The following is a 20,065-nucleotide window of genomic DNA, read 5'->3' on the forward strand; positions in this document are numbered from 1 at the left end:
CGGTAAGTTGTAGAAACTTTCAAGAAAAAGGATGAGATCGATGCGTTGGCGCTTGAGCTTCGTTGCCTGTCTCGCGCTGTGCCTGGCGGCCTGCGGTTCGCCGGCGTCGCGGCCGGTTGCGACTATAGCGCATGCCCCGCGCCCGGTCAGCGCGCAAGGGGCCGAGGTGGTGCTGTACGCGATGAGCCTGATCGATACCGGCTACCGCTTCGGCGGCAAGAATCCCGATGCCGGGCTCGATTGCAGCGGCATGGTCAGCTATATCTACGGCCAGGCGGCCGGTCTGCGGGTCGGCGGCAGTGCGGCGGATATCGCCCGTCAGGCGCGGCCGATCGGACGGGACGAATTGCGGCCCGGCGATCTGGTGTTCTTCAACACCCTGAACCGCCCGTTCTCGCATGTCGGCATCTACATCGGCGACGACCGTTTCGTGCATGCGCCGTCGAGCAACGGGCGGGTGCGCATCGACCAGTTGGCCAGCGGCTATTTCGCACAACGTTACGAGGCCGCGCGCACGCTGCTCGACTAGGCTTCAGGCGTAGGCGGCTTCGCCGAGCGCGCCGGAGACGCGTTGCCGGAGATCGTCGACGTCGTCGACCGACAGGCCGAGATAGTCGAGGGCCCGGGCAAACAGCTCGTGGCCGACTTCGATGTCCTCGCCCTCCTGGATTTCTGCCAGCAGGTGTTCGGCAACCTGGGTCACCGCGATGAAGGCGAGCGCGCCGCCGGGTAGCGTGCGGTCCGGCAGGTCGTAGGCGTCAAGCTCGTGGTGGAAGCGGATGGCTTGCCCGAGGATGGCCGGCAAGCCCCAGTTGCGGACCAGCAGCGAACCGACGATCGGGTGGGTGCAGGGAAAGTAATCGTTTTCCGCCTGGACGATGGGAGTGCCGTCCTGCACGCAGCGTTCGAGTACTTTGCCGTAATCCGGGAAGCGTTTCATCATCAGTGGAATGGCTGCGTCGTGAAACAGCGCGTAGGTGTAAGCGGCATCGGGCGATACGCCATAAACCCGGCGGGCGATCAGGCTGGCGGCGACGGCGAGCTGGCCGGCGCGTTTCCAGAAACCGTCCAGCCAGGCGGCCGGCAGGCCGCCGATGCTGTTGCGCAACGCCGAGGCGACCACCACACAGACGATGTTGCGGGTACCCAGGCGGTCGATCGCCTGACGTACGCCGCTGACCGACGAGCCGCCGCCGTAAATCGGCGAATTGGCCAGTTTGACGGCGGCCGCCGACATGCCCGGATCGTTGGTGATGATGGCGGCCAGCCGGCGGATGTCCGGTTCGTCCTTCTGCGCTTCGTTCATTGCCTCGGTGACGAAGGTCGGGCAGGCGGGGATATCGACGGTGGCGAGAACTTTCTGCAGTTCGTCTGGGTTCAGGTCGCGGGGGGACGGGCTCATCTTCTGCTTGTTGTCGGCTGGCTGGGGATGCCGGAAGCTTATTCGATTCGCTCCGATGGACGCAAGCCGCAGTGCAGAGTAGAATCCGCATCCTTCCGCCCGTAGCTCAGCTGGATAGAGTACTGCCCTCCGAAGGCAGGGGTCGTGCGTTCGAATCGCGCCGGGCGGGCCAGCATTCCCGAAGCCACCGTGTTCCCCACGGTGGCTTTTTCATTCCTGGCCGGCCAGCGTGATGCCGGCGTGCAGCAGATAGTCGCGTACCGCCTTGATTTCCTGTCGGCTGCAGGTGTTGCTGTTGTGCGGGTGGTGCAGGAATCCCTCGCAGCCGTTGAGCAGGATGCGGAAGCGGGCGCCGTGGGCGGGCTGGATGTCGGCACCGAGATGCTTGAGCAGCGATTCGATCTCGCGCCAGTGAATGTTGGCCGGCAGCGGGTCGTGGAAGATGCTGCGCAACAGTTGCGCGTGCTTGTGGCTCATGGCGTTCTCCTGCGAATCAGGATGTCGCCATTGTATGCCTGCTGCGGTCGACGGTCAGGAAACCAGGATTTTCAGCAGCGCCAGCAGCAGCAGCGTGTAACCGGCGGCGATCAGGTCGTCGGCCATCACGCCGAAGCCGTTCTTCACGTGCTCGTCGAAGTAACGGGCCGGTTGCGGCTTGGTGATGTCGAAGAACCGGAACAGCGCAAAGGCGGTCAGCTGCCACAGCCAGCCACCGGGCGTCAGCAGCAGGACCAGCCAGAAGGGGACGATTTCGTCCCAGACGATGCTGCCGTGATCCGGATCGCCGAGCGCGCGGCCGGCAACGTCGATGAACCAGATGCCGGCCAGGTAGGCTGCGGCGAACAGGAACAGCAACTGGCCGTCGGTGAAATACGGGCGGAACAGGATGAAGCTGGCCCACGCGAACAGCGTGCCGAAGGTGCCCGGCGCCTTGCCGGCCAGCCCGCTGCCGCAGCCGCAGGCGAAGAAATGCGCCGGATGGGCAAACAGGAAGCGGAGGTCGGGTCTGCGTTGGCCGGATTCAGACAAAGTGCTCGTACCCCCGGCGTGCGAATTCGACGGGGCGGCCGTCGGGATCGGAAACCGTCACCTCGCCGGCCGGTCCGGCGACGATCTCGCCGATCGGCCACAGCGGCAGTTCGAGCTGCGCAGCGAGCCGGGCGATCTCGGGGCTGCGTGCGGCGGGTACCGTGAAACACAGTTCGTAATCGTCGCCGCCCGCCACCTGGCAATCGAGTGCGATGCGTCGCAACTCGGCGTCGTAGTGCTGGCCGCTGCCGGCCAGGTCGCGCAGTTGCGGCAGCTGGACCAGGCGCACCGCGGCGGCACAGCCCGAGCGCTCGGCAATATGGCCGAGATCGGCGAGCAGGCCGTCGGAAACGTCGATCGCCGCACTGGCCAATCCGACCAGGGCCTGGCCGAGGGCAACGCGCGGCCGCGGTTTTTCGAGCGCCGCGACGCACAGGCGCGGCCACGGCTCGGGCAGTTTGACCCGACCTTGCAGATGGGCCAGCCCGAGCGCGGCCAGACCGGGCCGACCGGAGACCCAGATCTGCTCGCCGGGGCGGGCACCGTCGCGGCGCAGGGCGCGGCCGGGTTCGATTTCGCCGAAGGCGGTGACGCAGAGGTTGAGTGGCCCTTGCGTGGTGTCGCCGCCGATCACGTCGACGCCGTATTCGGCGGCACAGGCGAAGAAGCCGTCGGCGAATTTTGCGATCCACGGCTCGTCGACCGCAGGCAGTGCGCCGGCCAGCGTCACCCAGCGCGGCACCGCGCCCATGGCGGCGAGGTCGGAGAGATTGACGGCGAGCGCCTTCCAGCCGAGGTTCTTCGGGTCGGTGTCGGGCAGGAAATGCGTGCCGGCGACCAGCATGTCGGTGGTCACCGCCAACTGCTTGCCGGGCGACGGCTGGATCAGGGCGCAGTCGTCGCCGGGGCCGAGTACGGCCGACGGCGTCGGACGGGCGAAATGGCGGGCAATCAGCCCGAATTCGCCGGCCATCGTCTTACTTGCCCTGGCGGCGCGCGGCGACCTCGGTCGGGCGCAGCACGGCGGCAATCTTGTCGAGCACGCCGTTGACGTACTTGTGTCCGTCGGTACCGCCGAAGGACTTGGCCAGTTCGATGGCTTCGTTGATGATCACGCGGTACGGCGTTTCCGGATGGTTGGCCATCTCGAAGGTGCCGAGCAGCAGCAGGCTGGCCTCGACCGGCGATAGTTCGCCGAACGGCCGGTCGATGTGCGTGGCGATGCGCTCGGTCAGCGCGACGTGCTGGCCGATCACGCCGCGCAGTGTGCCGACGAAGAATTCGCGGTCGGCCTTGGCGAAGCCTTCCATTTCCGGCGCGTAGGCTTCGATGGCGGCCTCGTCGGCACCGCCGACGCGCCATTGGTAAAGCCCTTGCAGCACGAATTCGCGGGCCCGGCGGCGGGCCGATTTCGGCTTGGCGGTTTGGTTCTGTTCGCTCATTGACCCAGTGCCTTCTTCAGATTGGCCATTTCGACGGCGGCTTGTGCGCAGTCGGTCCCCTTCGGTTGCATGCGGACTTCGGCCTGTTCGTCGGTCTCGCAGGTCAGGATGCCGTTGGCGATCGGCACGCCGGTGTGCAGCTGGACTTCCATGATCGCGCGGCAGGCGTCGTTGGACACCACCTCGAAATGGTAGGTTTCGCCGCGGATGACCGCGCCGAGTGCGATCAGCGCGTCGTAGCGGCCGCTTTGCGCCATGGTCTGCAGGACCAGCGGAATCTCCAGTGCGCCGGGCACGCTGGCGATGCGCATGTCGCCATCGGCCACGCCGAGGCGCTTGAGTTCGGCGATGCAGGCGGAAAGCAGGCCTTCGCAGACCGGCAGGTTGAAGCGGCTCATCACGACGCCGACACGCAGGCCGGTGCCGGAAAGGTCGTTGTCGTATTCGAAGACGTTGTCGAAGCGGGGCATGAATCAGAGTTCCGTGGGCGAGGTGACGAAGCCGGTGACTTCGAGCTGGAAGCCGGCCATGGAAGGCATCTTGCGCTGGCTGGCGAGCAGCCGCATCTGGGTGACGCCGAGGTCGCGCAGGATCTGCGCGCCGATGCCGTAGGTGCGCGGGTCCCATTTCTGTTGCGGGCGCGGCACGACGTTGCGGCCGGTCAGCCGGTCGAGCAGCGCCTCGCCGTCTTCCGGGCGGTGCATCAGCACGATCACGCCGTGGCCGTTGCGGGCCAGTGCGGCCTGCGCCTGGTCGATCGAGAAGGATTGCGCCTTGCTGTCCGGATCGAGGAAATCGAGCACGGACAGCGGCTCATGGACGCGGACCAGGGTTTCGCCGTCGGCCGGAATGCTGCCCTTGACCATCGCCAGGTGGGTGGCGCCGGCAGCACGGTCGACATAGGCGATCAGCTGAAAATCGCCGTGCGGCGTGGCGACGGTTTTCTCGGTGACGCGCTCGACCAGGGTTTCCGAGGCGGCGCGATAGTGGATCAGATCGGCGATGGTGCCGATCTTCAGGCCGTGTGTGCGGGAAAATTCGATCAGTTCCGGCAGCCGGGCCATCGTGCCGTCGTCGTTCATGATCTCGCAGATCACGGCGGCCGGCTCGCAGCCGGCCATCGCCGACAGGTCGCAACCGGCTTCGGTATGGCCGGCGCGGACCAGCACGCCGCCTTCGCGGGCGGTGATCGGGAAGACGTGGCCGGGCTGCACGATGTCGTCGGCCACGGCGTTGCGGGCGACGGCGGTGCGGATGGTGTGCGCGCGGTCGGCGGCCGAGATGCCGGTGGTGACGCCTTCGGCGGCTTCGATGGAGACCGTGAAGGCGGTCCCGAACTGGGTGCCGTTGCTGCGCGCCATCTGGCTCAGGCCAAGGCGTTTGCAGCGGGCTTCGGTCAGGGTCAGGCAGATCAGGCCACGACCATGCTTGGCCATGAAATTGATGGCTTCCGGGGTGACGTATTCGGCGGCCATCAGCAGATCGCCCTCGTTTTCGCGGTCTTCTTCGTCGACCAGGACGACCATGCGGCCAGCCTTGAGTTCGGCAACGATTTCCTCGGTCGAGGCGATGGCGGGATGCGGAGGCATTTTGGGGGATTTCCGGTGCTGCGAGAGGACCCGTATTTTCGCAGAAACGGGGGGCGGCCGGGAGAGTTTCTGGGGTAGCATGCGCGCCATGCAACAGGCGCTGCTCTTCTCGGTCTTCATCATCGCGTCCTGCGGGCTGGCCTACGAACTGGTCGCCGCGGCACTGTCGTCCTATCTGCTGGGCGATTCGGTGATGCAGTTCTCGACGGTGATCGGCACCTATCTGTTCGCCATGGGCGTCGGCTCCTGGTTGTCGAAATACGTGACCCGCGACCTGATCGGCACCTTCATCCGGATCGAACTGCTGGTCGGCGTGATCGGCGGGTTTTCGGCGCTGGCGATGTTTGCCGCCTTCGTCTGGCTGCCCAGTCCGTTCCGGCTGCTGCTCTATGTTGCGGTGTTCGGGGTCGGCGTGCTGGTCGGCCTGGAGATTCCGCTGGTGATGCGCATCCTGAAGCGCGATCTGGCCTTTCGCGATCTGGTGTCGCAAGTGCTCACTTTCGATTATCTCGGCGCACTGGCAGTGTCTTTGCTGTTTCCGCTGCTGCTGGCGCCCTATCTCGGCATGATGCGTACCGGCTTGCTGTTCGGCTTGCTCAACGTTGCGGTCGCTTTCTGGGCCTTGCGCCTGTTCGCCGACCAGTTGCCGGCCCGTCGCGGCCTGTGGGTGCAGGGCGGGGTGGCCGGCGTGCTGCTGGCCGCGGGTTTTGCCGGTGCCGGGCAGTTGACCGCGCTGGCCGAGGCGCATGTCTATGCCGACGATATCGTCTATGCCCGTTCATCGCCGTACCAGCGCATCGTGGTCACCCGCTGGCGCGACGACCTGCGCCTGTTCCTCAACGGCAATCTGCAGTTCTCGTCGCACGACGAATACCGTTACCACGAGGCGTTGGTTCATCCCGGTCTGGCCGCCTTGCCGGCGGCGCGGCGGGTGCTGGTGCTGGGCGGCGGTGACGGACTGGCGCTGCGCGAAATCCTGAAATATCCGCAGGTCGAGAAGGTGACGCTGGTCGACCTCGATCCGGCGATGACCGAACTGTTCTCGACGGCGCCGGCGCTGGTCGAACTGAATGGCGGCGCCTTGAGTTCGCCGCGTGCCGAGGTGATCAACGCCGACGCGCTGGTCTGGCTGGAATCCGGCCAGGGCTCGGCGGCCGACTTTTACGATTTCATCGTTGTCGATTTCCCCGATCCGAACAATTTTGCACTGGGCAAGCTGTATTCGTCGGCCTTCTACCGGTTGCTCGAAAAGCGGCTGGCCGCCAACGGGCTGATCGTCGTCCAGTCGACCTCGCCGTTCTATGCCCGCCAGTCCTTCTGGTGCGTGGTGACGACGCTCGAGGATGTCGGTCTGCAGACGGCGCCCTACCACACGCTGGTGCCGTCCTTCGGCGACTGGGGATTCATCCTGGCGGGGCGGAGAAATTATGCGTTTCCTGCGGTCGACCGCAGCAAAACCCGATTTTTGACCAGCGAGGCGCTGCCCGGCATGTTCGATTTCCCGGCCGACATCGCGCGGCTGCCGGTCGACGTCAACCGCCTGAACAACCAGGCGCTGGTCCGTTATTTCGAGGCCGAGTGGGCGCGGGTCAACCGTTGAGACGGGTCGGCCGGTAGCTGCGCAGGTATTCGACGATCCGGTCGGCCGGCAGCGGTTTGCTGTACAGGAAACCCTGCAGCGTGTCGCAGCCGAGACGGGCGAGAAAGTCGCGCTGGGTCGACGTTTCGACGCCTTCGGCAACCAGTTCGAGGCCGAGATTGTGGCCGAGGGCGACGGTCGCCGAGCAGATGGCGGCGTCGTTCTGGTCGGTTTCGATGTCCTGGACGAAGGAGCGGTCCAGCTTCAGGCGCTGGATCGGCAGATGCTTCAGGTAGGCGAGCGACGAATAGCCGGTACCGAAGTCGTCGATCGCCAGCACGATGCCCATGTCCGACAACTGGTTGAGGATGGACAGGGTCAGCTCGGGATTCTGCATCGCCGTGCTTTCGGTGATTTCCAGCTCGATGTCCTGCGGCGTCAGTTCGTAGCAGGCCAGCGCGCCGCGCACCACCGACGGCAGGTTCTCGTGGCGCAACTGCTGTGCCGAGATGTTCACCGCAACGCGGAAACCGTGCAGGCCGCAATCGCGGAAATGCCTGACGTTGCGGCAGGTTTCCCAGAACACCCAGTCGCCCAGCGGCTGGATCAGACCGGTTTCCTCGGCCACCGGAATGAAGCGGCCGGGCGGGACCTCGCCCAGTTGCGGGTGACGCCAGCGGGCCAGCGCTTCCAGGCCGACGATCTGGCCGTCGCTGAGCCGCACCTGCGGCTGGAAGTGCAGCGTGAACGGGCTGTGTGTCGGGGTGATCGACGATAGCGCCTCGCGCAGCGCGTTTTCCAGTTCGAGACGGGCGGCAGCGGCGGCGTTCATGTGCTTGGCGTAGAACTGGTAGTTGTTACGGCCGGCGCTCTTGGCGTGGTACATCGCCGTATCGGCGTTGCGCAGCAGCGTCTCTCCGTCGCGTCCGTCGCCCGGGTAAATGGCGATGCCGATGCTCGGCGTCGCATACAGCGTGTGCGGACCGACCCGGTGGCTGCTGTCGGAGAGGCTGCGCTGCACCTTGCCGGCGATCGAGGCGATGGTCATCGCGCAGTCGATGTCGGGCAGCACGACGACGAATTCGTCGCCACCCAGCCGGGCAACGATGTCGCTGGCCCGCACGCAGTCGCGCAGCCGGTTGGCGACGCTTTTCAGCAGTTCGTCGCCGACATGGTGGCCGAGCGTGTCGTTGACCATCTTGAAATGGTCGAGGTCGATCAACATCAGTGCCACCTGCTTGTGGTCCCGTTCGCAGGCGCGGATCGACAGCTCGATCTGCGATTCGAAGGACAGCCGGTTGGGCAGGTGGGTCAGCGGGTCGTGGTAGGCCAGATGCAGCAACTGGTTGCTGGCCTCGATCCGTTCGCCGATGTCGGCGAAGGTGGCGACGTAGTTGGCGATCCGGTTCTCGTTGTCGCGTACTGCCGATACGGTCAGCCAGATCGGGTAGAGATTGCCGTCCTTGCGCCGGTCCCAGATTTCGCCGGACCACGCGCCGTCCTCGTTGATCGCCCGCCACATCTCGGCGTAGAACGCCGGTTCGTTGCGCCCCGACGAGAACATGCGCGGATTGCGCCCGATCACTTCTTCGGCCGAATAACCGGAAAGCTGGCTGAATGCGGCGTTGACCGCAATGATGCGGTTGTCGCGGTCGGTGACCAGGATCGCTTCGCTGCATTGCACGAAGATCCGGCGCAACACTGCCTCGCCCAATGCTCCGATGGGCGTTTGTACGGGTGAGGCAGTGGATGTCGTCATCAGGGTGGGATCAGACGTTGAACAGGAAATGCGGGCTGGAAGGCTTGATTTCACTGGTCATGGCGTCGGGGGCTCTCATAAAGTGCCCCCAAAGGTGCCACCAATTTAATCGGATAGGGGCGAACACCTGCGTACAGTGGGGGCCGATTTGTCTCTAAATCAGGGCTGAGAAGCGAATCCCCTCAGCCCCGTCATTTTACCCAAAGATGGCTTGTTCCACCTTTCCGAAATCCAAGTAACGGCCATGTAGGGCATCGGCAGCCTCAGCATCTCCAATGGCACGAAAGGCGGCGATGCAGTCTTCCAGCGTGACGACTTGGAAACCCGACACTTGAGGATCGGTAGAGGCCAAGTGTTCCCGATAGGCATTCACGCCCGCCCGGCATTGACGGTTCTGCTCTGGATGGATCACGACAAAGCGCCCGGTTGAGTACAGGCCATTGTGAATCATGGCCCGGCTAAGCATGTGTTCCCGCCACAACTGCTGCACTGGATTTCCCCGCAGGGCAGGAGCCTCCGGGTCTTTGTAGATTCCAGCCAGTCGGGAAAGCTCATCGTAGCGAGGGCGTAGCCCAGCCAACGGTTCGGCCATCGTCTCCGAATACTTCATCTCGATAGCGATAAAGCCAGTTTCACCATCCGGGGTGATGCAGACGACGAACACGTCAAAGGCGCTATTGTCATCCGTGAAGGCAGGATCACCGCGGCTCGGCGAATGCTCGAAGTAAATTCCCTTCACTGCTGCAACATAGTCGGGGAACATGTGGCGGAAAAACAGATTAGCCTTCTCCGCGTCCAGCTTCATCCAGCCAAACAGGTTGAAACACAGCGGCTGACTGGAGAGCATGTTGCTCCAGAGGCGTTCCTGCTCGATGACAGCTCCAATTTCGCGATAGACCGACTCGCGAAGAGCCAGCTTGGCAATATCGGGAGTGAGGAAGTTGCCGCCCTGCTTGGCGCTCTCGGCATCAATACGGCTGCCCAGCTTGCGCCGCTTTCCCTTGGGAGAGCGATGAGTACCAATCGGCAAGCCTCTCTCGTCACGCCATAGCGATTGCAGGAAACGTGCTGCGGCCTTGAATCGAGTGTCGCCGGGTTCATTGACCCGATGTGCTTTTAGGATGGCAGCCGGGACAAGGGGGATTCGGTTGAACTGCATGTGTGGCTCCTTGCGTAGTGAAGGCCAACGGTAGCCTTCTCAGCAATGGATTCAGTGAGCCACAGAATTTCTTTATGGCTTGCCCTTCACTGTGGCAAGTCGAACATGCCGCATGTGGTCGCACAGTGCCTTGACTTGATCGATGACGAATTCGCCGTCTTCGGGTGGCAGGCTCTCCAGCCATGCCGAAATGCGGATGGCCTGATCGGTCGGAGACGCGGATGCCTCAGACAACAAATCTGCAACGCTGGTTTTCAATACGCCAGCCAGCCTGTCGAGTGTGACCAAGGCTGGCACTGTCACACCACGCTCAAACCGGGAAACGGTTTCAGCATCCACTCCGAGTCGTTCGGCCAACTGATCTTGCGTCCAGCTAAGCGCCTTCCGCCGCTCGGCTATTCTCTGTCCGAGTCGCTTCCCGAGTTGCTGCCGCATAGCCCCTGTTTCGCCCATATCTGTTGCCTTAAAAAACAACTCGTATGGTTGAGATGCCGACCGGCAATCAGAAGGGTGTGATATGTTGCCTATCTACATATTGATACGATTATTGGCTTCAAAGGAGTGGCGTGTGGGCAAGTCAGCTAGCAACCCGAAGTGGGTGGAGTACATTCAGAGCCGGATTGAAAGAGCCAAACAATGGCGAGAGGAATTGCCCACCCACGAACAACTGGCCGAGAACTATCGGTATGTACGAATTCTCGGTAAGAGCTTCCGCGCCATATCAATTAGTCCAACCAACCCCTGCGGGCGGTTACTCAGGAAGGACAACGGCAGCGAGGTATCAGGCTGTGCAACGATAAAAGGCGCCATACTGAGCGCACAAGGGGCTCACCCCTATGACCACTCTGCGGACTTCAAGCCTGCCCGACATAAAACAGCAAAAGCTGACACGCCAGCAAAGCCAGAACACAAAATCCAAGCGTTTCTGATCCGTCATGCCCTGATGAATGGGCAAAAGCTCCATGGCATTCTGACGGGATTTGATGGCGACTTAGACGATCTGATATTCGTGACCGATGAGCTTTCCACGGGTGAGTTACGTGCAGACATCATTGCACTGGGCGGGAAAAATGGACGATATTTCCCCGTTTTTATCGAGTTGAAGGTCAAGCGCGAGTTGAAGCGCCTGATGGGGCAGCTTGAAGGTGCGCAGGCCCTTATGAATATCGCGGGGCAAGATTTCATAAAAATGCTCTCGGCAGCTTCGGGTATTCCCAATGAAAAAATTTCTTTCGATGGCTACCGGCTCATGATCGTGTGGCCCCCTGTTTCAGGGGGCAAGGAGGCAAATCGAGTAGAGGATGCGCGCTCGAAAGGATTTCTGTTTGCCGAATATGGCCAGCAGGGCGATGCTAAATACGAGTTCAAACGTAACTGATCGGTGCAGGATTCAGTAACTGCAAGTATGCAACTGCCTGATTTGCTTTGGCGGCGGCGGTGAATATTGCTTGTTTGTCACCTTTCAGAATCCTGAGCCACGATTCGATGTAACGAGCATGGTCAATACGTGGCTCAGGAGAAATACCGAGTTCCGCGCACAGAAACGCTGAACCAAGTTCGGCAATCAGTTCCTCTGCAGCATAGGCCTCACTTCCGAATCGGTTGCGAAGGTCACGGTCACAACGGCTGGCGTGACCCGACCAATGCACCAGTTCATGCAGTGCTACGCTGTAATAGCTCTGTGCATCCTTGAATGCACCATCGGGCGGCAAGTGGATTTCATCCTTACTGGGGATGTAGCAGGCCTGACGGCTATCGTGATAAAAGCTTGCCTTGCTGGCTTTGATGAAAATTTCGGCGGCTGCATGTCGTTCGATGGGGCCCAGTTCTGGAGCGGGTGAAGGAGTGAATCCATCCACCTGTGCCGCGTTGAACACATAGGCAGCTTTTGCGATGAAATGCCGACGTGGTTCCTGTTCGTCGCTCCCTGTCGATTGCTGGCCTGCCTCAATAGTCTTGAAGAACACGGTCAGCGTGCCTTTTTCTCCCTTGCGGACTTGCGCACCGATAGCTTGCCATTGTCGGAACGTTGCCCATTCAGCCGTGACATAGGTACTGTGTTGCTGGCTGGCCCATAGCGCCAAAACGTTGATGCCATGATAGGCATAGCGGCCGACTGGATTGTGCGGGAGGCCGATGGCTGGCCCGGTGCAGAGTTTCGGATTCCAGGGCATTTGATAGTCGCCAGCACCGGCCTCGATGGCTGCGATGATCTGATTGGTGATGCGCTGGTGAAGGTCTTCCCTCGGCGTATCCTGCCGCATGTCTGAAATCCCCAATGGCTACGTGACACGGGGAATTCAATGCTAAGAGCCAAGAGTTTATCCTTTTGAAATGATTCCTTGCCCTTTCGTCATCGGGCAACAACCAGCCAACTGTGGTCGCGCGTCTCTTCCAGAAAGTGGCTATCTAAATGGCAGCTGCACACAGAAACCTCCTGAGGCAGAAGGCAGGGGTGCTGAGATAGAATGCAGCTGTCCTAACTTTTTGCCGGTAAATTCTGTGCAGCTGCGCCACCAAATATTCGCGCTTAACGTTACCGGCGAGATCGTATCGGTCGCGGACGTTTCACGCGGACTGGCCTGTGGCTGCTCCTGCTATGTGTGCGGTAGCCGGCTTGTAGCATGTCAAGGCACTGTACGCGAGTGGTACTTCGCGCACGAAGCAAAATCGAATTGCACTGGCGGACTTGAAACATTGCTGCACAAGGCGGCGAAACAGGTGCTGTTATTAGCACGCGACGTAATGCTGCCGGAGGTTACGGTGTCGAGCGTTTTCAGGCTGCCGGATGGTCGGCACGGTGGTGCCACCGCTAGACGTGAGGCTTGGTTACAGCACTACGAAGACCCAAGACCTGAGGTGGATTTTGGCAGTGTGCAACCAGACGTAGTGATCGAGACGGATTTAGGGCCGATCTGGATTGAGATCGTGGTTACGAATCCAGTGAGTAGCGACAAACTCGTGAAACTGAAGGCGCTCGGCGTACCGGTGCTTGAACTGAAGCTGGGGTTGCCGCACTTTGCCGGGCAAAGCGCTTGGGGTCTGCTGCGTCAGGCGGTGTTATACGAGAAAACCACGCGAAAATGGCTCATCGAGCCGCGTATTCCAGAACTCGAAGCAGAAGCGGAGCGACTTTCCAAGGAAGAGGCAGAGCGACGAAAGTTGCCATTTCCCCCTGATCTGACCGCGGAGCATGAACGGTGTCCAGCGAATCCGGAACCAGCTCCGCCGTCCAAAAACAACTACCACTGTGGCCGAACGGTGGTGATTTTGCGCCAACTGAAATTTGGGGTTTCAGTAGCTGCGCAGACCTCTGATTTCGCGCTGGACCCTTATGTTACGCGTCAGTTGGCCCTCTGGGGCGGTCGGTACAGCGAAAAGCACAAAAACTGGATATTCCCGGCAGATAAAGAGGCAAGGTTGCGGGACGCACTAACTAGACTTGAAAAGAAGATTGCGCAGCAGTCTGCACAGGAAATACATAAGCGGGTGCTAGATGCATACTACGCGGAGCAGGCGGACTAAGGTGCGGCAGTATTGGTTGCACCGCGTTGGCCGATGAATACTTAGCTGTAGAAGTCGCGACCTGATCTGACAGTTCCCCTCCGAACCATGCCATTGCTTTCGACCTCAAGGCTTTATCAGCTTGCAAACGTAGCTATGCAGCCGGTCGCTCCATGCAGAGCGATAGCGTTGCAGAATCTCTTTGCCGACGAAATAAAGCTCGGTCGGTTCTAGTTCGGTGACAGTCGAATTGCCGTCGAAATACGTCTCCTCGCTTTCCAGCACCTCGGCATTCTCATGTCCCTTGACCTGTTCAAGATGCCAATAATCATCAAGCCAGATCAGCGAGGCAGTGGCAACGCGATTGCCTGACAGGTCTTGGATCGAGAACACCCGCGCCAGCCCCCTATGGCAAAGATCATCGTAGTGACCGGCGCAGTGCTTCATAGCTCGCCCCTCGGCCCTCAGTTGCTTTGAGGTGGTCAGCGGGATAATAAGGTATTCGCCGATTTCGCACTCCGGCAAATCAGATGCCCATTCGAGATTCCGCTTCTTTTTGCGCTTGGCGCCCAGTCCGAACAGGGAATTCAGAAAATCTGGATGTGCCCGGTTTTCTTTTGCGTCGGCCATCTTCATACCTCCCACCATTCGCCGTCTTGGCGATAAACCACGTTGCTGAACAGTTCGCTGTATTTGTCCGTGGCGAAGCTGTGGATCGGGATCAATGCGCGGGGAGCCAATGCCTCGGCAAAGCGTTTTAAGTCCTTAGGGCTGGCGTGTCCGGAGGTGTGGATGTGGCGCATCTCGATGCCCAAGGTTTTCAGCCATGCTTCCGTCGAGGCATAGGTGCCCTGTTCAAGATAGCCCGCCCATTGGGAATAGATGTAACTGGCCTGATCCAGACAGCCGGCGTCGTCGAGGTCGGGGCGCATCAAGGGGCGGAACAGGATGACGGCGTTACGGCCAATCTCCTTCAGTTGCTCCTGATAGATGCGGTTTGCCGAGTGCTGCTTGAGCAGCGGGAACCACTCATTTTTCTTGACCTGAATGGCTTGCAGCTTCGGCAGGTAAAGGTGAATGCCCGGCCAGTCGGACTGCGGAATGTTCTTGTTTTCGGTGGCGGCGAGGATCGCTGCGGCATAAAGGTCGATGATGAGCGGGCGGCCAGTACGCTTGCAGGCTCGATAGAGGGTGACAACGCGGTCGATGTTCTGCGTTGACGTGTGGAACATCACCATGCCTTTGGTGGCCTTGAGGTGGGCGACGATTTCGGCCTCAAGATCGATTTCGGTCGGAAACGATTCATCCGATTCCAGGCGCGACAGGGAGGAGCCTTCCATGAAGAGGGCGTCAATGTCCTTCGGCGGGTTCGCCACCAGATGCTCGTACAGCTTCGCCTTGCGGCCGTGTGCGCGGAAATCACCGCTGTAAAAAATGCGCTTGCCCTCGGCCTCGATCAGGAACGAATAGGCATCGTAGGCTGAGTGATCGACCAGATACGGGGTGATGCGGAATGCACCGATTTCGATGGTCTTGCCATGCTCCAGATCAGGGCCATTGAGCAATGGCAACGGTTGTCCGGTGAAGGGGGCGGCAGCTTGCACAATCCGACGTGCGGCAGCGCCCATGACGACGGGCGTATTTCCTGACAGGTGGTGCAGCAGCCCGTAGTGGTCGATATGGGGATGAGAGATTACGATACCCCGCAGGTCGTCACCGGCGATTTCCGGCACCAGATTCGTATCGGTTGCATCGCCATCCAGTGGCAAGCCGAAATCCAGAGCGATGCGGTCGCCGGCTGCGGCCAACTCGATACAGGTTCCGCCAATTTGTTGCGTGCCACGGTGAATGCGAACTTTCATACTGAACTCCTTGCGGGCTGGTTGATGTTGCCATTGTTGAACGGCCAAGCGACACTCTGCGTCGTTTGCGGAATGCATCATGGTATTCAAACAGTCAGGAGAGAACTTTGGACGCTTTGCTACGGCACTGGGCGATGCTGCGCCTGATTCCCCGCCATCCACGGCGAATTGACACCGGCAGGATTCGTGATGAACTGGAGCGGCAGGGTTACGACATTACCTTGCGGTCGATTCAGCGTGATCTCAATAAGCTTTCGGCAGTGCTGCCGTTGTGCAGTGACCAAAGCAAGCCGCAAGGCTGGTGGTGGCAGGCCGATGCCGATTTGTTGGAGATTCCCGGCCTCGATCCGCAAGCCGCCTTGGTCTTCAAGATGGCTGAGCAGCATTTGAAACAAGTGCTACCGGCTTCAACACTGGATTCTCTGCGTCCGTGGTTCCGGGCGGCGAATGGCGTACTGGATGCACTGCCGGATGGCGTTGGCGACTGGAACAATAAAGTTCGCATCCTGCCCAGCGGCCCGCCATTGATCCCTCCGAGCATCAATGCGGATGTGCAGTCGGCCATTTACCAAGGGCTGTTTGAGAATCGGCGCTTGGCACTGAATTACAAGCCAAGGGGGGCGGCCAATGCCAAGTCCTACGAGATAAATCCGATGGCAGTGGTTCAACGTGGGCATTCGATTTACATCGTCTGCACCAGCGGGGATGACAGTAATCCCAAGTCGTTCCTGATGCATCGCATCGAATCGGCCATGGTGCTTGATGACCCGGCTAGCTGCCCAGCGGGGTTCGATGTGGATGCCTACATTGCCGAGGGGGAGCTTGGTTATCGGCTGGGGCCTCCGATAAAGCTGGTTGCTGACTTCGATGCTAAGGCAGCATTAGTCCTTCACGAGACGCCTATTGCGACTGACCAAATTATCAGAGGGGAATCGGCGGGGAAGGTGCAACTCACGGCAACTGTTGCCGACACAAGAGAACTGCGAGCTTGGTTACGGGGTTTTGGCAGTGCTGTCCAAGTGCTCAGCCCAGTAGGATTCCTTGAAGATTAAAGACCCATTCGGATCACTTCAGGAGCCGGAAATAAAAATTCCGTAGAGTCCTACCCCCTGTTTTTCTTATATGTAGCTCCTACAACCAACTTGGAGTACAACATGAGTAACGGCAATTTCGAACTCAACCAGAACGGTCATTGTAACGCACGTTTCCTGATTGAACGAGGAGATTGCGGCTATCGCCCCGGCGAAAAATTTCCGATCGTTTGGGGGCACTCTGATGACGCGCAAATTCTTAGGGCTGTTATCGGCAGGAACGAAGATGAGTATGAGAAAAGCCTGGAATATGAAGATGCACGGCGGCGTTTCTCAACAGCTGTAGCACTTGGGTACGGCAAAAAAGTAGTGGCGGGGCCAAAACGTTGGAAGGCGGCTCGTGAGCATCAGCGTTGGCATCGAACGTTGAAAATTACGTTCAACGATCCTTTCGCGTTGCCACGGCACATAAAGGGCCATGAATTTGTGCGGCTCTACAATGCGGTAGCCTTCGCCAACTCAAAAAATGCCATTCTGAACGTCCATCTGACAATTAGCTGGAAGCTGTTGGGGTATGGCAATGACGAGGCTGCTGACTTGCCTCTCAGCAAGCTTTTCATCAAGAACTATACCCAGTGGTGCTCTGACAACGACATCGACTGCATATGGATTTACTCGAACGAGTTTAGCGGGGTGGCCGGCTTGCATACGCATTTGATGACTTCGGTTAGTGAGGAAATGCAGGATGCCTTTAGGGAGTTTGTCGAAAAGCGACTTCAAGAGATAAACAGACTGCAGAGCTTAAACGAGGCTGCCTGCGATATTTCAATTCCCAAGAGCAGGCAAGTTGCTCGGCAGTGGATTCGATTCCAGTACCTGTGCAAAGGGGTTGATCCGAATGCCAGGCTGAAACACGCCAACGGCATTGACAGCATGTTTGTCTCCGATCTGATTCGATTTGGGTACGAGAATCCGGGGAGCGTTGGCTGTAGGCGGCGCTGCGGGGTGTCTCGAAACCTTGATAAATCAGCGCGAAAGGAAGCGGGCTTCGTATCAACGCTGGAGAAGGGGTATCTCAATGTGAGTCTTCTTTATCCTGATGACGAAAAAGCCGATGTGCCGTTTGACTTGACGTTGCTTAATTTGTAAGCGGGTGAAGGCCGTCAGGGATGGCGGCCTTGGCCTTTTTGGGTCAGTATCTTCAAACGGCAGGAATCATTGGTGCTTGATGAAAATTAGCATCTATTATTCATGTAGATAGCTCAGCCAATAAGGTGCCGAAGTTGACTATAAGGAGCGCCATCTCGGCGGTGGCGATAAACGCCTCCGCAGACGCGCGCTCATCGGAATAATCGGGGCCATGCGCCATTGGCAGCCAAGATTGATTCGAGGCCGGCAAGCCCCTTCTCCGCGCGGCGTTGGCCTTCGCCATCAATCGTGATGGTGCCCGTTCTGGGCCAGAAATTGATGGGGCCAATCTTGATCTGGTCGGGCGGAAAATGCTGGTAATAAACTCCGCGCTGATCGAGCCACGCCATCGCCTCTTTCATGGCAAGGGCGGCAAGCTGTTCTTTGTTGATAGCTAAGCTCATCGGTCTTCTCCTCGGGGCCTTGGCATGTTGGTAGGTTTTGTGGCTAAGGCTGTGGGTATCCATCGATGGATGGATAGATAGGCATGGCGGGATTGTGGGGGTAGGGGGGGTAAGAAATATCCAACTGACCCGGCCACTGTGACTATTTTTTGCAAAAAATTTTTGTCGGCCAAGCGATGCGCTGAGGCCATAAAAAACGGCACTGCCGGATGGTCAGTGCCGTTATCCAGAGAGTTGGCGTTACCGGGAAACTCATCAGGGGAAATTAGCAGCGTCGCTGGTCTGGAAGCGCTGCCAGCCAACGCTCAGCGTCATTCCTGATAATGAATGTGCGCTTCCCAAATTTCTTCGCGGGAAGCCTCCCTGCCTTGATTTCGGCATAGGTGGCAGTTCTGCCGATGCCTGCCCATTGGCAGAATTCGTTGATGGAGAAAACGCCCTTGAGCGGTTGTTGAATATCCTGCTGATCCATGTGGCACCTGACTGGAAGTTTATGGTGCCGGATATAGAGTTGCAGGACGCCTCTTGCTAGGCGGCTGCAACGGCGAGGCCGGGGTACTGCCGTTGCGAAAAACCATCTCAAAAATGGCGCAAAAAGCTCGCCTGACGTGCCTGTGACATACTGCGCAAACCCTAACTACCTCCCGGCCTCCGGTACAGGGCTAAGCAGCCCGTTCTTGCTTGATCGGGATCACGTTGCTTTCGCCCTTTTTCCACTGATCGAGCAAATCCGCCCATTGCTGCATCATCACGGCGCGATCCTTGAAATAGTCGGCATGGTTGTAGGTGCGACGAACGGCGTTCGGTTCCTCATGGGCAAGCTGACGCTCGATCCAATCAGGAGAGTAGCCCATCTCATTCAGGCGCGTGCTGCCGGTGGTGCGTGTGGCATGGGGGCTGAACTTCCCCGACCAGTCCAAGACATGCAGCATCTGGCGAAACGAGGCTGTAACCATCGGCTTGGTTCTGTCGTCCCGGTGCGGGAAAAGATGTGTCTTGGTGCTGGTCAGAGTGTGCATCCCCTTGAGCAGGGTGACGGCCTGGTGTGGCAAGGGAATCAGATGCTCCTTGCGTTTCTTCATACGCTCGGCGGGGATACGCCAGACGGCAGCCTCAAGGTCGAATTCTGCCCACTCGGCTTCGACAACTTCGGAAGGCCGGGCGAGGGTCAGCCACATCAGATTGAATGCGCACTGAGTTTGATAATTGCCGCCGTGACCATCGACAGCTTTCAGCAATTCGCCAATCTCGACAGTGGTCAAAGGGCGTTTGTGCTGGGTCTTGTTGGCGGCAATCGCCTTGCGTACCGGATAAACAGGATCGGTTTCGGCACGAAGCGTGGCGACGGCGAATTCAAAGATGGCTGACATGGTGCGTTTCGCCTCTTGGCAAACGCTGTTGCCGTTGTTCTTGTCCGCCCGTTTCAGGATGTCGAGAATATGGACCGGTGCAACCTGCTTGGCAGGCAGCTTGCCGATGTGCGGGAAAACCACGCGCTCCAGCATGTTGATTCGGCGCTTCTTCGTGATTTCCTCCCAGTCCCGGAGGGCAACCCATTCTCTGGCAATCGCCTCGAAGGTGTTGGCTTGCTCAAGGCTGGCCTTGAGCCGGTCAAGGTGCTTTTGCTGGGCAGGATGGATGCCCTTCTTGACCAGTTTCCGGGCGGCCTCCATTGCATCTCGCGCTTCCTTGAGTGACAGATTCGGGTACTTGCCGAAAGCGCAGCGGTTTTCCTTGCCGAGCAGCCGGTATTTCCAGCGCCAGAGCTTCGAGCCGTTCGGCTTGATCTCAAGATAAAGGCCATCGCCTACCGCGATTTTGTAGGGCTTGTCGCTCGGCTTGGCTGCCCGTAGTGCCGCATCGCTAATCCCTCGTCTGGGTGCGCGGTTCTGGCTGCTGCCGGGGGCATGGTTTTCGGGGCTAACGCCAGTATTGGCGCGGGTTTCAGTCGTTTGCATGGGGACGTTTCCTCCGTGAAGGGAGGGCACGCACCGCGCGTGCCCCCAGCCTTGCCCCCATGTAGGCAGTTTGCCCGCGAACTCACTAGATCATTGGCGAACAAACTACCCCCTGTTTTCAATATGTTACGAAGTTCTTCGATCTTCGGCGAACACCTG

At 59.6% G+C, this 20,065-nt stretch carries 22 protein-coding genes and 1 tRNA gene; 7 read left to right on the top strand and 16 right to left on the bottom strand.

Annotated elements, in window-relative coordinates; genetic code table 11:
* The first annotated feature begins 40 nt into the window (after positions 1 to 40).
* The gene (locus L0962_RS03675) at positions 41 to 529 is read left to right on the top strand and encodes a C40 family peptidase (RefSeq protein WP_234084288.1); all 489 of its coding nucleotides are present in this window, start codon (positions 41 to 43) and stop codon (positions 527 to 529) included.
* A 3-nt stretch (positions 530 to 532) separates the two neighbouring features.
* On the opposite strand, the gene L0962_RS03680 is transcribed toward L0962_RS03675, so the two are convergent.
* The gene (locus L0962_RS03680) at positions 533 to 1,402 is read right to left on the bottom strand and encodes an HDOD domain-containing protein (protein ID WP_234084290.1); all 870 of its coding nucleotides are present in this window, start codon (positions 1,400 to 1,402) and stop codon (positions 533 to 535) included.
* 95 nt (positions 1,403 to 1,497) lie between these two features.
* Between L0962_RS03680 and L0962_RS03685 the strand changes: the two genes are divergently transcribed.
* Positions 1,498 to 1,574 (top strand) — tRNA-Arg (locus L0962_RS03685).
* 38 nt (positions 1,575 to 1,612) lie between these two features.
* Here the strand turns inward: L0962_RS03685 and L0962_RS03690 are convergent.
* From L0962_RS03690 to ribBA, 6 genes are read right to left on the bottom strand one after another with little or no spacing between them, the layout of a single operon-like run.
* The gene (locus L0962_RS03690; RefSeq protein ID WP_234084293.1) at positions 1,613 to 1,879 is read right to left on the bottom strand and encodes a type II toxin-antitoxin system HicA family toxin; all 267 of its coding nucleotides are present in this window, start codon (positions 1,877 to 1,879) and stop codon (positions 1,613 to 1,615) included.
* A 54-nt stretch (positions 1,880 to 1,933) separates the two neighbouring features.
* Positions 1,934 to 2,431: a phosphatidylglycerophosphatase A gene (locus L0962_RS03695; protein WP_234084295.1), complete on the bottom strand. Its 498-nt coding sequence runs from the start codon at positions 2,429 to 2,431 to the stop codon at positions 1,934 to 1,936.
* The gene (gene thiL / locus L0962_RS03700; protein WP_234084297.1) at positions 2,424 to 3,404 is read right to left on the bottom strand and encodes a thiamine-phosphate kinase; all 981 of its coding nucleotides are present in this window, start codon (positions 3,402 to 3,404) and stop codon (positions 2,424 to 2,426) included. The genes L0962_RS03695 and thiL overlap by 8 nt, the downstream gene beginning before the upstream one ends.
* Positions 3,405 to 3,408: 4 nt before the next feature.
* Positions 3,409 to 3,873: a transcription antitermination factor NusB gene (gene nusB, locus L0962_RS03705; RefSeq protein WP_234084299.1), complete on the bottom strand. Its 465-nt coding sequence runs from the start codon at positions 3,871 to 3,873 to the stop codon at positions 3,409 to 3,411.
* Entirely contained in the window at positions 3,870 to 4,343 is a 474-nt protein-coding gene (ribH, locus tag L0962_RS03710; protein WP_234084301.1) for a 6,7-dimethyl-8-ribityllumazine synthase, read from the bottom strand. Before ribH ends, nusB begins: the two co-directional genes overlap by 4 nt.
* A 3-nt stretch (positions 4,344 to 4,346) precedes the next feature.
* On the bottom strand, positions 4,347 to 5,462 hold the full coding sequence (gene ribBA, locus L0962_RS03715) for a bifunctional 3,4-dihydroxy-2-butanone-4-phosphate synthase/GTP cyclohydrolase II (protein WP_234084303.1): 1,116 nt from the start codon (positions 5,460 to 5,462) through the stop codon (positions 4,347 to 4,349).
* A gap of 79 nt (positions 5,463 to 5,541) precedes the next feature.
* Between ribBA and L0962_RS03720 the strand changes: the two genes are divergently transcribed.
* The gene (locus tag L0962_RS03720; protein ID WP_234084305.1) at positions 5,542 to 7,062 is read left to right on the top strand and encodes a polyamine aminopropyltransferase; all 1,521 of its coding nucleotides are present in this window, start codon (positions 5,542 to 5,544) and stop codon (positions 7,060 to 7,062) included.
* On the opposite strand, the gene L0962_RS03725 is transcribed toward L0962_RS03720, so the two are convergent.
* From L0962_RS03725 to L0962_RS03735, 3 genes are all read right to left on the bottom strand, one after another.
* Complete coding sequence (locus L0962_RS03725; RefSeq protein ID WP_234084307.1) at positions 7,052 to 8,800, bottom strand: bifunctional diguanylate cyclase/phosphodiesterase; 1,749 nt, start codon at positions 8,798 to 8,800, stop codon at positions 7,052 to 7,054. The genes L0962_RS03720 and L0962_RS03725 overlap by 11 nt on opposite strands.
* A 196-nt stretch (positions 8,801 to 8,996) precedes the next feature.
* A complete protein-coding gene (locus L0962_RS03730; RefSeq protein WP_234084309.1) occupies positions 8,997 to 9,959 on the bottom strand; it encodes a hypothetical protein in 963 nt (320 codons plus the stop codon).
* A 72-nt stretch (positions 9,960 to 10,031) separates the two neighbouring features.
* The gene (locus L0962_RS03735; protein WP_234084311.1) at positions 10,032 to 10,394 is read right to left on the bottom strand and encodes a helix-turn-helix domain-containing protein; all 363 of its coding nucleotides are present in this window, start codon (positions 10,392 to 10,394) and stop codon (positions 10,032 to 10,034) included.
* Between the two features lie 82 nt (positions 10,395 to 10,476).
* Here L0962_RS03735 and L0962_RS03740 point away from each other — a divergent pair, with 82 nt between their 5' ends.
* Complete coding sequence (locus L0962_RS03740) at positions 10,477 to 11,337, top strand: hypothetical protein (protein ID WP_234084313.1); 861 nt, start codon at positions 10,477 to 10,479, stop codon at positions 11,335 to 11,337.
* On the opposite strand, the gene L0962_RS03745 is transcribed toward L0962_RS03740, so the two are convergent.
* Positions 11,324 to 12,223: an ArdC family protein gene (locus tag L0962_RS03745; protein WP_234084315.1), complete on the bottom strand. Its 900-nt coding sequence runs from the start codon at positions 12,221 to 12,223 to the stop codon at positions 11,324 to 11,326. The genes L0962_RS03740 and L0962_RS03745 overlap by 14 nt on opposite strands.
* A 433-nt stretch (positions 12,224 to 12,656) precedes the next feature.
* On the opposite strand from L0962_RS03745, the gene L0962_RS03750 reads away from it, so the two are divergent.
* Complete coding sequence (locus tag L0962_RS03750; protein WP_234084318.1) at positions 12,657 to 13,484, top strand: hypothetical protein; 828 nt, start codon at positions 12,657 to 12,659, stop codon at positions 13,482 to 13,484.
* A gap of 105 nt (positions 13,485 to 13,589) precedes the next feature.
* Here L0962_RS03750 and L0962_RS03755 read toward each other — a convergent pair whose 3' ends face one another.
* Entirely contained in the window at positions 13,590 to 14,093 is a 504-nt protein-coding gene (locus L0962_RS03755; protein WP_234084320.1) for a PcfJ domain-containing protein, read from the bottom strand.
* A 2-nt stretch (positions 14,094 to 14,095) separates the two neighbouring features.
* A complete protein-coding gene (locus tag L0962_RS03760; protein ID WP_234084322.1) occupies positions 14,096 to 15,325 on the bottom strand; it encodes an MBL fold metallo-hydrolase in 1,230 nt (409 codons plus the stop codon).
* A gap of 134 nt (positions 15,326 to 15,459) precedes the next feature.
* On the opposite strand from L0962_RS03760, the gene L0962_RS03765 reads away from it, so the two are divergent.
* Positions 15,460 to 16,377: a YafY family protein gene (locus L0962_RS03765; RefSeq protein ID WP_234084324.1), complete on the top strand. Its 918-nt coding sequence runs from the start codon at positions 15,460 to 15,462 to the stop codon at positions 16,375 to 16,377.
* 102 nt (positions 16,378 to 16,479) lie between these two features.
* Positions 16,480 to 17,505 (top strand): hypothetical protein, encoded by a 1,026-nt coding sequence (locus tag L0962_RS03770; protein WP_234084327.1) that lies wholly within the window; start codon positions 16,480 to 16,482, stop codon positions 17,503 to 17,505.
* A 191-nt stretch (positions 17,506 to 17,696) separates the two neighbouring features.
* On the opposite strand, the gene L0962_RS03775 is transcribed toward L0962_RS03770, so the two are convergent.
* From L0962_RS03775 to L0962_RS03785, 3 genes are all read right to left on the bottom strand, one after another.
* On the bottom strand, positions 17,697 to 17,948 hold the full coding sequence (locus L0962_RS03775) for a hypothetical protein (protein ID WP_234084328.1): 252 nt from the start codon (positions 17,946 to 17,948) through the stop codon (positions 17,697 to 17,699).
* 265 nt (positions 17,949 to 18,213) lie between these two features.
* Positions 18,214 to 18,420, bottom strand: a complete 207-nt coding sequence (locus L0962_RS03780) for a helix-turn-helix domain-containing protein (protein WP_234084330.1) — start codon at positions 18,418 to 18,420, stop codon at positions 18,214 to 18,216.
* Positions 18,421 to 18,610: 190 nt separating this feature from the next.
* On the bottom strand, positions 18,611 to 19,906 hold the full coding sequence (locus L0962_RS03785; protein ID WP_234084332.1) for a tyrosine-type recombinase/integrase: 1,296 nt from the start codon (positions 19,904 to 19,906) through the stop codon (positions 18,611 to 18,613).
* Between the last annotated feature and the right edge of the window lie 159 nt (positions 19,907 to 20,065).

This window comes from Azonexus sp. R2A61 (assembly GCF_021401135.1).
Taxonomy (GTDB): domain Bacteria; phylum Pseudomonadota; class Gammaproteobacteria; order Burkholderiales; family Rhodocyclaceae; genus Azonexus.

Excerpts from the sequence above, each read along its gene's own strand:
- L0962_RS03675 (WP_234084288.1), top strand. The coding sequence starts at position 41 with ATGCGTTGGCGCTTGAGCTTCGTTGCCTGTCTCGCGCTGTGCCTGGCG.
- L0962_RS03680 (WP_234084290.1), bottom strand. The coding sequence starts at position 1,402 with ATGAGCCCGTCCCCCCGCGACCTGAACCCAGACGAACTGCAGAAAGTT.
- L0962_RS03690 (WP_234084293.1), bottom strand. The coding sequence starts at position 1,879 with ATGAGCCACAAGCACGCGCAACTGTTGCGCAGCATCTTCCACGACCCG.
- thiL (WP_234084297.1), bottom strand. The coding sequence starts at position 3,404 with ATGGCCGGCGAATTCGGGCTGATTGCCCGCCATTTCGCCCGTCCGACG.
- nusB (WP_234084299.1), bottom strand. The coding sequence starts at position 3,873 with ATGAGCGAACAGAACCAAACCGCCAAGCCGAAATCGGCCCGCCGCCGG.
- ribH (WP_234084301.1), bottom strand. The coding sequence starts at position 4,343 with ATGCCCCGCTTCGACAACGTCTTCGAATACGACAACGACCTTTCCGGC.
- ribBA (WP_234084303.1), bottom strand. The coding sequence starts at position 5,462 with ATGCCTCCGCATCCCGCCATCGCCTCGACCGAGGAAATCGTTGCCGAA.
- L0962_RS03720 (WP_234084305.1), top strand. The coding sequence starts at position 5,542 with ATGCGCGCCATGCAACAGGCGCTGCTCTTCTCGGTCTTCATCATCGCG.
- L0962_RS03725 (WP_234084307.1), bottom strand. The coding sequence starts at position 8,800 with ATGACGACATCCACTGCCTCACCCGTACAAACGCCCATCGGAGCATTG.
- L0962_RS03730 (WP_234084309.1), bottom strand. The coding sequence starts at position 9,959 with ATGCAGTTCAACCGAATCCCCCTTGTCCCGGCTGCCATCCTAAAAGCA.
- L0962_RS03735 (WP_234084311.1), bottom strand. The coding sequence starts at position 10,394 with ATGCGGCAGCAACTCGGGAAGCGACTCGGACAGAGAATAGCCGAGCGG.
- L0962_RS03740 (WP_234084313.1), top strand. The coding sequence starts at position 10,477 with ATGTTGCCTATCTACATATTGATACGATTATTGGCTTCAAAGGAGTGG.
- L0962_RS03745 (WP_234084315.1), bottom strand. The coding sequence starts at position 12,223 with ATGCGGCAGGATACGCCGAGGGAAGACCTTCACCAGCGCATCACCAAT.
- L0962_RS03755 (WP_234084320.1), bottom strand. The coding sequence starts at position 14,093 with ATGGCCGACGCAAAAGAAAACCGGGCACATCCAGATTTTCTGAATTCC.
- L0962_RS03760 (WP_234084322.1), bottom strand. The coding sequence starts at position 15,325 with ATGAAAGTTCGCATTCACCGTGGCACGCAACAAATTGGCGGAACCTGT.
- L0962_RS03765 (WP_234084324.1), top strand. The coding sequence starts at position 15,460 with ATGCTGCGCCTGATTCCCCGCCATCCACGGCGAATTGACACCGGCAGG.
- L0962_RS03770 (WP_234084327.1), top strand. The coding sequence starts at position 16,480 with ATGAGTAACGGCAATTTCGAACTCAACCAGAACGGTCATTGTAACGCA.
- L0962_RS03775 (WP_234084328.1), bottom strand. The coding sequence starts at position 17,948 with ATGAGCTTAGCTATCAACAAAGAACAGCTTGCCGCCCTTGCCATGAAA.
- L0962_RS03780 (WP_234084330.1), bottom strand. The coding sequence starts at position 18,420 with ATGGATCAGCAGGATATTCAACAACCGCTCAAGGGCGTTTTCTCCATC.
- L0962_RS03785 (WP_234084332.1), bottom strand. The coding sequence starts at position 19,906 with ATGCAAACGACTGAAACCCGCGCCAATACTGGCGTTAGCCCCGAAAAC.